General features: G+C 61.5%; 7 protein-coding genes and 1 tRNA gene. All 8 read right to left on the bottom strand.

The genetic code is table 11. The features are described from left to right. On the bottom strand, positions 1-1045 hold a 1045-nt coding region (locus tag ROE7235_RS20110; protein ID WP_370743508.1), incomplete at its 3' end, for a DUF6538 domain-containing protein. Between the two features lie 77 nt (positions 1046-1122). Next, positions 1123-1197 (bottom strand) — tRNA-Val (locus ROE7235_RS06695). A 90-nt stretch (positions 1198-1287) separates the two neighbouring features. Next, complete coding sequence (gene lon, locus ROE7235_RS06690) at positions 1288-3651, bottom strand: endopeptidase La (protein WP_370743513.1); 2364 nt, start codon at positions 3649-3651, stop codon at positions 1288-1290. A 395-nt stretch (positions 3652-4046) separates the two neighbouring features. Continuing rightward, positions 4047-4388 carry a DUF2853 family protein gene (locus ROE7235_RS06685; protein WP_121093886.1) on the bottom strand — a complete coding sequence of 114 codons (342 nt, stop codon included), beginning with the start codon at positions 4386-4388 and terminating at the stop codon, positions 4047-4049. 113 nt (positions 4389-4501) lie between these two features. Further along, positions 4502-5791, bottom strand: a complete 1290-nt coding sequence (gene guaD / locus ROE7235_RS06680) for a guanine deaminase (RefSeq protein ID WP_121093885.1) — start codon at positions 5789-5791, stop codon at positions 4502-4504. After that, positions 5788-6585, bottom strand: coding sequence for a xanthine dehydrogenase accessory protein XdhC (gene xdhC, locus ROE7235_RS06675; protein ID WP_245963893.1), 798 nt, complete (start codon positions 6583-6585; stop codon positions 5788-5790). The genes guaD and xdhC overlap by 4 nt, the downstream gene beginning before the upstream one ends. Then, positions 6582-8888 carry a xanthine dehydrogenase molybdopterin binding subunit gene (gene xdhB / locus ROE7235_RS06670; RefSeq protein WP_121093884.1) on the bottom strand — a complete coding sequence of 769 codons (2307 nt, stop codon included), beginning with the start codon at positions 8886-8888 and terminating at the stop codon, positions 6582-6584. Before xdhB ends, xdhC begins: the two co-directional genes overlap by 4 nt. Further along, positions 8885-10333: a xanthine dehydrogenase small subunit gene (gene xdhA / locus ROE7235_RS06665; protein ID WP_121093883.1), complete on the bottom strand. Its 1449-nt coding sequence runs from the start codon at positions 10331-10333 to the stop codon at positions 8885-8887. The genes xdhB and xdhA overlap by 4 nt, the downstream gene beginning before the upstream one ends. Positions 10334-10436: the final 103 nt, after the last annotated feature.

Below are 10436 nucleotides of genomic sequence, written 5' to 3'. Positions count from 1 at the left end.
CGCAAGCCTCAAGCTCGAGGCGGGCTGGTGAGGAAAGAAAGTCAGGGCGGATCATAAGCAATAGCTGAATCGTTCCAAACCCAGCAGTCAAGTCAACAAATTCGGCTTCTGCAGGACTCGGAGTATATGTTATTTTCGCAGCGGGATTTTCGGTGAGGTACTCATTCTCACAGGCCCATGAGAATACGGACCGGGCGGCCGACAGATACATATCTGAAACGGTTTTGGCGGAAAGTTCTGTCAATAATTGATCGCGCCAATCGACTATGTTCTTCTTCGCCACTCTTTTCGCATCATTGTGCCCAAGAAACTTTTGGAGGCTGGCAATGATTGGGCGCATTCGCTTCCCGCCATCCTTCATGAACCCTGCCGCGATGCGAGCTTTAATGTAGCCTTCCCAAAGCTTGGACAGGCTCACAGGGTCAGGTTCATTTTTGGGACTTTGTGCATTCACCAGTAACGGAGCGGAGGGCTGGCCTGTAAAATCACCTTCGTCACGCTCGACAACGCATGCAAGCGCCTCCAGTTCTGCAATGCACAGCGCTCTTGCAATGGTGCGCCATTCGTCTGAACCAAGCGTAGCATCAACATTACCGATAGCACGGAACCTCTCAATTTGCGCGCCAATCAACTCGGCAAGTTGCTTGTCAAACAAACGGCCAGCGACTCCTGCCTGCAGCTGTTCGACATAGAGATCATTGATGCCGATGGACGATACCCTGGCGTAGTCAGGGCTGTCGCGTATCTGGTCGTCAAATGCGAGGCGCTGCTCATAATGGCTAATTGCGATCTGATCGGGGGCCAAAGGATAGCGGGCGAAGTCAGGCGTCACGTTGGCGGGAGAGAGCTTCCTTTCGCCCAACGCAATCTTATGCTGGAGCTGCGCCACCGCGCCCGGTAGCCGCTTTATTGCAGTGCTGCGATCAGAACCAAGCGGGGTGCGCAACTCTGATTTACCAACGACCGACCGGAGGTCTCTCGGAACGACTAGCCGGGCGAAGAATCGTCCATTTCGGTTCAAGAGGTATCGTTGTGCGCCAGCCATTACAGACTCATCTTGTGACAAAAGAACGTAACGGCCCCTGCAAAACAAGGGTCGTTTTGTTTCTGTTGGGGAAGTGATGGTGGGCGATAACGGATTTGAACCGCTGACATCTTCGATGTGAACGAAGCGCTCTACCGCTGAGCTAATCGCCCCACGTCCGGCCTGATAGCGCCCGCGCACAGGCAGCGCAAGCCCTTTTCGGGGCCTGTCTGCCCCGCGGTGTCACGGGGCAGACGGGGTTCTTAATGGGCCGGGCGGTTGCTTGCCTCTTCCGGCTTGGAGGACATGCGCGCAAGGCGCGCGGCCTCGTCGGCCTCGGCATCCCACTCCACCGGCTCGGGCATACGCACCAGCGCGTGTTTCAGCACTTCGCTCACATGACTCACGGGGATGATCGCCAGACCCTCTTTCACATTGTCGGGAATTTCCGGCAAATCCTTGGCGTTTTCCTGTGGGATCAGCACAGTGTCGATGCCACCACGAAGCGCCGCCAAAAGCTTTTCTTTCAGCCCGCCAATGGCCAGCACGTTCCCGCGCAGTGTGACCTCGCCCGTCATGGCGACATTCTTGCGCACCGGAATTTGCGTCAGAACCGAGACGATGGATGTGACCATCCCAACGCCCGCGCTGGGCCCGTCCTTGGGGGTTGCCCCCTCCGGGACGTGGACATGAATATCCAGCGCGTCAAACCGGGGTGGCTGGACCCCGATTTCGGGCGCGATGGAGCGCACGAAAGAGCTGGCGGCGTCGATCGATTCTTTCATCACGTCGCCCAGCTTGCCGGTGGTCTTCATCCGGCCCTTGCCGGGCAGGCGCAACGCTTCGATCTGCAACAATTCGCCGCCGACCTGAGTCCAGGCCAGCCCGGTGACAACGCCGATCTGGTCCTCACTCTCGGCAGAGCCGAAACGGTAGCGTGGCACGCCAAGGAAATCTTCCAGATTGTCCCGCGCGACGATGACCTTGTCGGTCTCTTTCTTGACGATATTCGTCACGGCCTTGCGCGCGATCTTGTTCAATTCGCGCTCCAGGTTCCGCACCCCGGCCTCGCGGGTATACAGGCGGATGGCCTGCGTGATCGCGTTGTCGGATATCGTCAATTCGCCGCGTTTCAGCCCGTGGTTCTTGACCGATTTGGGCAGCAGGTGCGAGCGGGCGATCTCCAGTTTTTCATCCTCTGTGTAGCCGGACAGAGGAATCACCTCCATCCGGTCCAGCAGCGGCCCCGGCATGTTGTAGCTGTTGGCGGTGGTCAGGAACATGATGTTCGACAGGTCATATTCCACCTCCAGATAATGGTCCACGAACGTACCGTTCTGTTCCGGGTCCAGCACCTCCAGCATGGCCGATGCCGGGTCACCGCGGAAGTCTTGCCCCATCTTGTCAATTTCATCGAGCAGGATAAGCGGGTTGGTCGTTTTGGCCTTTTTCAGCGCCTGAATGATCTTGCCGGGCATTGACCCGATATAGGTGCGCCGGTGGCCACGAATTTCAGATTCGTCGCGCACACCGCCCAGACTGATGCGAATGAACTCACGCCCCGTGGCCCGTGCGACAGAGCGTCCAAGGCTGGTTTTGCCCACCCCGGGTGGGCCGACAAGGCACATGATCGGGCCTTTCAGCTTGGCCGAGCGCGATTGCACGGCCAGATACTCGACGATCCGTTCCTTGACCTTGTCCAGACTGTAGTGATCCTCATCCAGCACCTTCTGAGCGCGGCCAAGATCCTTTTTGACGCGTGTTTTCACGCCCCACGGAATGGACAACATCCAATCCAGATAGTTGCGCACAACAGTCGCTTCGGCCGACATGGGGGACATGTTTTTCAGCTTTTTCAGCTCGGCTTCGGCCTTGTCGCGCGCTTCCTTGGAAAACTTGGTGGCCGCGATCTTGGCTTCCAGTTCGGCCAGTTCGTTCTGGCCGTCCTCACCATCGCCCAATTCCTTCTGAATGGCCTTCATCTGCTCATTCAGGTAATATTCGCGCTGCGTCCGCTCCATCTGGCTTTTGACACGCGTCTTGATCTTGCGTTCCACCTGCAAGACCGACAATTCGCCCTGCATCTGGGCGTAAATCTCTTCCAGTCGCGCTGACAGCGCGGTCATTTCCAGGATCGCCTGCTTCTTGTCTACTGCTGACCCCAGATGGCCGGCAGCAAGGTCTGCAAGTGTTGCCGCATCGGTCGTATCGGCAATCGCGGCCAGCGCCTCGTCCGGGATGTTCTTGCGGACCTTCGCGTAGCGCTCAAATTCGTTCTGGACAGAGCGCATCAGGGCGGCAATCTCTTTCGGCTCGGCGTCCGTATCAGGCATTTCGGCGATTTTCGCCTCGAAATACCCGTCTTCGCGCACGAATTCGGTGATACGCACGCGGCGCTGGCCTTCGACCAGCACCTTGACGGTGCCATCGGGCAATTTCAGCAATTGCAGCACATTCGCCAGCACGCCGACACTAAAGATGTCGTCGCTTGCCGGGTCTTCCTGCGTGTGATCCTTCTGGGATGCGAGCAGGATTTGCTTGTCATCCGCCATGACGGTTTCGAGCGCGCGCACGGATTTATCGCGCCCGACAAACAGGGGCACGACCATATGCGGGAACACGACCATGTCGCGCAGGGGCAAGACGGGAAAGCTGCTCAATTCAGTCACCTGATATATCCTTTTTCTGGTCGGCGCGTGCACGCCGAGCATGGTCAGAATGTGGGCCGCGCGGAGCGTGAATTCAAGCGCTCCGCTGTCGCGGCATTCAATACCCGCCAGCGTGCAAAGATAAAATGGTGTAATAAAGGTGTTACTTGGGCGCGAACGCGACAGGATCCTCGAACATCTGCACCGGAACAATTGCAGAGGGGCCCCGATCACAACCGGGGCCCCAATTCTCACCCGCGTGCCCTTCACGTCACGAGAGGATGGTAGCCCGGTCGTCCTGACCAGAGCCGACATATTCGCCCAGTCGCCTGACTGGCACAAGGCGGAAAAAAGCTAAAATTGGCGCTACTCGCCTAGCCGTAGACCGCTTCCTTGCCGAAATGCTTGGTCAGAAGATAGTAAATCACGGCCCGATACTTGTTGCGCTCGGACCGGCCATATTGTTCGATCACGGCGTCGATGGCCTTGCCCAGTTCCGGCCCGTCGGCCAGCCCCAGTTTCTTGACCAGGAAATTCTTGCGCACGGTGTCCAGCTCGTGTTCCTGCGACCCGGCGACGGTGCTGGCATCGGCGTTGTAGATGGATGGCCCGCACCCGATTGTCACCTTGCGCAGCAGGTCCATATCGGGCGTGACCCCGCATTTGTCGCGCAAATCGGCGGCGTAGCGGTTAATCAGCTCATCGCGACGTCCCATGGTTCGCTCCCTTATGTGGTTTCTCGCACTATTACACAAAAGCGCCCCATGGCGCTTGCCGCAGAGTTTGCGCAACTCGCGGTCTGAAACCAAGCAAAAAGCGCAACTTGCGTTCAGAGCGGCTTTTGTTGTTGCCCGGCCACATAGGTTTGCACCACGGCGCGGTCGCATCCCATCACTTGCAGCGTGAACAATTCGTCCGCCAGACCGCGTGCGCGGTCCATGCGTTGCGCCATGGCCTGTGTGGCGCGGGCATCGAGCACGACGAAATCCGCCTCTGTACCTGGGTCGAGCGTGCCGATGCGGTCCGCCAGCCCAAGTGCTTCGGCGTTGCCGCGCGTGATCCAGTCAAAAGCGCGGTAGGGGTGTAGCCGCTGGCCTTGCAGTTGCAGCACCTTGTAGCCTTCGGCCAAGGTGGTCAGCAGCGAATAGCTGGTGCCGCCGCCGATGTCGGTCGCAATGCCGTTGGTCAGCCCCGCCGCCCGCAGCTTCGCGTCGTTGAACAGGCCGGACCCAAGGAACAGGTTCGAGGTGGGGCAGAACACCGGCTTTGCCCCCGCATCCGCCAGCGCCCAGATCTCGCGGTCGCTCAGGTGAATGCAATGCCCCAGCAGGCTGTTCTCGCGCAGCAGGCCGTAGCGGGCATAGATGTCAGTGTAGTCCGTGGCATCCGGGTAAAGCTGGCACGACAGCGCAATCTCGGCGTGGTTCTCGCTCAGATGGGTCTGGATGTGGCAGTCGGGGTGCTCTGCGGCCAGCGATTGCGCCGCTTCCAACTGCGCGGGCGTCGAAGTGATGGCAAAGCGCGGTGTGATCGCATAGCCCAAGCGGCCCACCCCGTGCCAGCGCGCGATCAAAGCCTTACTGTCATCATAGCTGGATTGCGGCGTGTCGCAAAGGGCATCGGGGGCGTTGCGGTCCATCATCACCTTGCCGGTAATCAGCCGCATGTTGCGTTTATGCGCCTCTGCGAACAGCGCGTCGGCAGAGGAGGCGTGTACCGACGCATAGGCGACAGCCGTGGTGGTGCCATGGTCCGTCAGCCGGTCCAGAAACGCGCCCGCCATCGTCGCGCAAAGCGCGGGGTCGGCGTAGCGGGTTTCTTCGGGGAAGGTGTAGTCGTTCAGCCAGTCCAGCAACTCGGCGGCCCAGCTTGCAATCACCTGTGTTTGCGGAAAATGCAGATGCGTGTCGATGAAGCCCGGCATCAGCAGATGCGGGCGGTGGTCAATGATCTGCGCGCCCTCGGCCTTGATCGTGCTCGCCCCGCCCATCGCGCGGATCATCCCACCCTCGACCAGCAGCGCGCCATCCTCGATATAAGTAAACGCGCCCGTATCATCGGGCGTTTGCGGTTCGCGGTGGAAGGTCAGCAGCCGCGCACGGATCAGGGTTCGGGTCATGGGGTTCCTTGAGGTGTGCGGTTGAGCGCGGCGAATATTTCCTGCGCGGTCATCAGCGCAATGACCTCTGGCCGCTTGTCGCCCAAGCCTTGCGCGCCGATGGGGCAGGTCAGGCCCGAGAGATCGCTAAAATTGTCTGTTTCGCGCGCGAAACGGGTGACCCGCGCGCGTTTCGTGGTCGATCCGATCAAGCCTGTATAGGCGGCATCGCCCCGTTTCAGGGCGGCCAGCGTGAGTAGAAAATCCAGCCCATGGTCGTGCGTTGTCACCACGAACGCGCTTCCGGGGGGCGCATCAGCAATCTCTGCTTCTGGCAGTGGCGTCAATCGAGTGGCCACGCCCTGCGGTGCCAATGCCAATTCCTTGGCCCGGCTATCCACCAGCACGATGCGGCAGGGCAGGGTGGTCAGCACCTGCGCCAGCGCACGTCCCACATGGCCCGCACCAAGGATCATGACGCAGGGGCTTTGCGTGCCGTCCAGCCGCATCAGCATCTCGGCGCGGGCGCGCGCGTCCAGCACTGCCAGCGCAACAGTCACCCGCCCGCCGCAGCATTGGCCGATCTCTGGGCCAAGCGCCATGATCAGGCTGTCTTCTGCAATGCCTTGGGCCAGCATGTCCCGCGCCCGCGCCATGGCCCGGTATTCTACCTGTCCGCCGCCAATGGTGCCCGCCTGAGCGTGGGCTGCGACCAGCATTTCCGCCCCAACTTCGCGCGGGGCAGACCCATCGACCGCGCTCAACCGCAGATGCACCAAGGGCGCATCGCTTGCCAACAGGTCGCGCATGGTCATCCGCGCAACCGCTCCACCGCCATCAGCACGCATTCGGGCGTGGCGGGTGCGTCCAGCCTTGGGCATTCGCGGTAGCCAGCCACCGATGCCACGGCCATCCCGATCGCTTCGAACACCGACACGGGCAGCATGAACGGCGGCTCTCCCACCGCTTTCGAGCGTTTGATCGTGCGCTCGGGGTTCACCGACCATTCGGCCAATGCCACATTGAAAACGCGCGGGCGGTCGCTGGCGAGCGGGATTTTGTAGGTGCTGGGCGCGTGGGTGCGCAGGCGTCCCGCGTCGTCCCACACGAGTTCCTCTGACGTCAGCCACCCCATACCCTGCACGAAGGCGCCTTCGACCTGTCCAAGGTCCAAAGCGGGGTTCAACGAGCGGCCCACATCGTGCAGCACGTCCACCCGGTCGACTCGGGACTCTCCCGTCAGGGTGTCCACGCTGACCTCGGAGCACGCCGCGCCATAGGCGTAGTAATAGAACGGGCGGCCTTGCCCCTTGGTGCGGTCCCAATGGATGTCCGGGGTCTTGTAGAACCCCGCCGCCGAAAGCTGCACCCGCGCCATATAGGCGGCCTTGATGAAGTCCTCCCACGGCATGATTTCCGCGCCCACCGCCACGCGACCGGGCAGGAATTGCACCGCGTCCTCTGCCACGCCCCATTTCTCGGCCGCAAACGCGACCAACCGCGCTTTGATCTGCTCTGCCGCGTTCAGCGCCGCCATGCCATTCAGGTCCGACCCGCTGCTGGCGGCGGTGGCGGATGTGTTGGGCACCTTTTCCGTGGTCGTTTTGGTGATTTTGATGCGCGACAGGTCCACCTGAAACGCCTCTGCCACCACTTGCGCGACCTTGGTGAACAGTCCTTGGCCCATTTCCGTGCCGCCATGGTTCAGGTGAACCGACCCGTCGGAATAGATATGCACCAACGCGCCCGCCTGATTATACCATGTGGCGGTAAAGCTGATGCCGAACTTCACCGGCGTCAGCGCAATGCCCTTGCGAATGACCCCGCCTTGTGCGTTGAAATCCAGCACCTTTTGGCGTCTGTTCTGGTAGTCCGAAGACGCCTCCAACTCATCCACCAGCCGGGTAAGGATATTATCCGTCACCTGCTGGTGATAGGGCGTCACATCCGCGCCGTCGCGGTAGAAATTCGCGCGCCGCACCTCTAGCGGGTCGCGGCCCAAAGCATAGGCGATTTCTTCGATCATCCGCTCTGCCGCGATCAGCCCTTGCGGGCCGCCAAAGCCGCGGAATGCCGTATTGCTGACCGTGTTGGTCTGGATCGGGCGCGAGCGCAGGCGCACATCGGGGTAGTAATAGGCGTTGTCGGCATGAAACAGCGCGCGGTCGGTCACGGGGCCGGACAGGTCCGCCGACCAGCCGCAGCGCGCGGCGAACACGCCATCGACCGCCAGAAAGCGGCCATCCGCATCAAACCCCAGATCGTAGTCGATGCGGAAATCATGGCGTTTGCCGGTGATCTCCATGTCCTGATCGCGGTCAGGGCGCAGTTTGACGGCGCGGCCTGTTGCGCGCGCGGCCAAAGCGGCTACCGCGCAAAACAGGTTCATTTGGGTTTCCTTGCCGCCAAACCCGCCCCCCATGCGGCGCACATTCATCACCACGGCATTGAAGGGCACACCCAAAGCGTGGGCGACCATGTGCTGCGCCTCTGACGGGTGCTGGGTCGAGGCGAAGACGGTCATCTCGTCATCCTCGCCGGGAATGGCCAGCGCGATCTGCCCTTCCAGATACATGTGGTCCTGACCGCCCACGCGCATCCGGCCCTGAATGCGGTGCGGCGCATTGGCCAACGCGCTTGCCGCATCGCCGCGCGCCAGCGTCAGGGGTGCTGTCACGTCCGGGTATCCGGCGGCTTCGGCGGTGTCTATGTCGGTGGCATGGGGCACTTGGTCATAGTCGATGCGCGCCAAGGTGCAGGCCCGCCGCGCCAGATCGCGGGATTCTGCCACTACGGCGAACAAGGGTTGGCCGTGGAATTGCACGTTATGGCTAAAGATCGGTTCGTCGTTCAGACCGGTGGGCGAAATGTCGTTGCGCCCCGGAATGTCATCCTCTGTCAGCACCGCAACCACGCCGGGGGCCGTGCGCACGGCAGACAGATCCAGCCCTGTTACCTGCCCCTTGGCCACGGTCGCGGTCCCGATATAGGCATGCAGGCAGCCCATGGGTTCGGTGATGTCATCGGTGTACTCAGCCCGCCCCGTCACATGTTTGATGGCCGAATCGTGGATCACGCTGTCATGCGCGGCGCCGGTGATGCGATCAGAGTCCTTCATTGCACATCCTCCAACGCCGCCGCTTCGCCCGACTGTTCCAGCCAGAAGCGCGTCAGCAGGTTTTGCGCGGCGGTCATGCGGTAACCGGCGCTCGCCCGCATGTCCGAGAGCGGTGTGAAGTCTTGTGGCAACGCGCGGGCGGCGGCTTGCAGCGTATCCAAGGTAAACGCCTGCCCGATCAGCGCCGCTTCTGCGTGGGCCGCGCGCTTGGGCGTCGCGGCCATGCCGCCGAAGGCCAGACGCGCATCGGTAATGGTGCCATCCGCCACGGTCAGAGACATGCCAAATGCAACGGCGGAAATATCCTCGTCGCGGCGTTTCGACAGCTTATAGGTGGCGTGCAGCGTGCCTTGCGTGGGTTTGGGCAGGATGATGGTTTCGACAAATTCGCCTGCCGTGCGGTCCTGCTTGCCGTAATCCAGAAAGAAATCCTCTAGCGGAATCTCGCGCCGCGTCGGGCCCTTGCGCAGCACCAAACGCGCGCCCAAAGCGATAAACGGCGGCGGTGTGTCCCCGATGGGCGAGCCATTGGCGATGTTGCCCCCCAGTGTGCCCATGGCGCGCACCTGCCAGCCGGCGATACGGTCCCAGTAGCGGGCCATGTGCGGGAAATGCGCCAGAAGCGGCGCGCGCGCATCCTCGTAGCTGACAATCGCGCCCAGATGCAGCGCTTCGTCGGTTTGCGTGACCGAGCGTAAGCCGTCCAGATGGCCGATGAACACCGCCACCGGCAGATCGCGCAGGAATTTCGTGACCCACAGGCCGACATCGGTCGCCCCTGCGACGATGCGCGCGTCGAGGTGCTGATCCAGCACATCTGCCAGATCATCCACCGAAGCAGGCAGGATCGCGCGGCTTTGGCCATTGGTCATATCGACTCGCGTGGCGTCGGCCCAATCGGCCAGACGCGCGGCGACTTGTGCGCGTTCATCCAAAAGCGGGTCGGTCGTGCCATGCGCGCCCATCGCAAGTGCGGCGCGGATGATTGGCGCATAGCCCGTGCAACGGCACAGATTTCCTTGCAGCGCGCGTTCGACCTGAGCTTCGGTCGGATGCGGCGTTTCCATCCACAGCGCATAGAGCGCCATGACGAAACCGGGCGTGCAGAACCCGCATTGGCTGCCATGATGCTCCACCATAGCGCGTTGCACCGGGTGCAGGCCGCCATCTGCCCCGCGCAGATGTTCCACCGTGACCACATGGCAGCCATCGCAAGACGCCAGAAACCTGATGCAGGCATTCACGGGCTGATAGCGCAACGCGCCACCCTCCAGCCTCCCGACAAGCACCGTGCAGGCGCCGCAGTCGCCTTCGGCGCAGCCTTCCTTGGTGCCGCGCAGGCGCTGGCCTAGCCGCAGATGGTCCAAGAGCGTATCGGTCGCGCCCACGCCATGCAGCGTGACCTCCCGGTCGTTCAACAGAAAGCGGATATGGTCGCGGGCCACGCTACGTCCTTTTTGCAGTCAAGGAAATGTCATGCACAACAGATAGCCTGCGCCAAAGCAGCATTCCATGCAAGCGGCGTGCACGATAAGCTGTTTCTTGGAT

This window comes from Roseinatronobacter ekhonensis (assembly GCF_900499075.1).
Taxonomy (GTDB): Bacteria; Pseudomonadota; Alphaproteobacteria; order Rhodobacterales; family Rhodobacteraceae; genus Roseinatronobacter; species Roseinatronobacter ekhonensis.
Note: the sequence above shows the minus strand (reverse complement) of the source record. Positions and strands in the feature narration are given on the sequence as shown.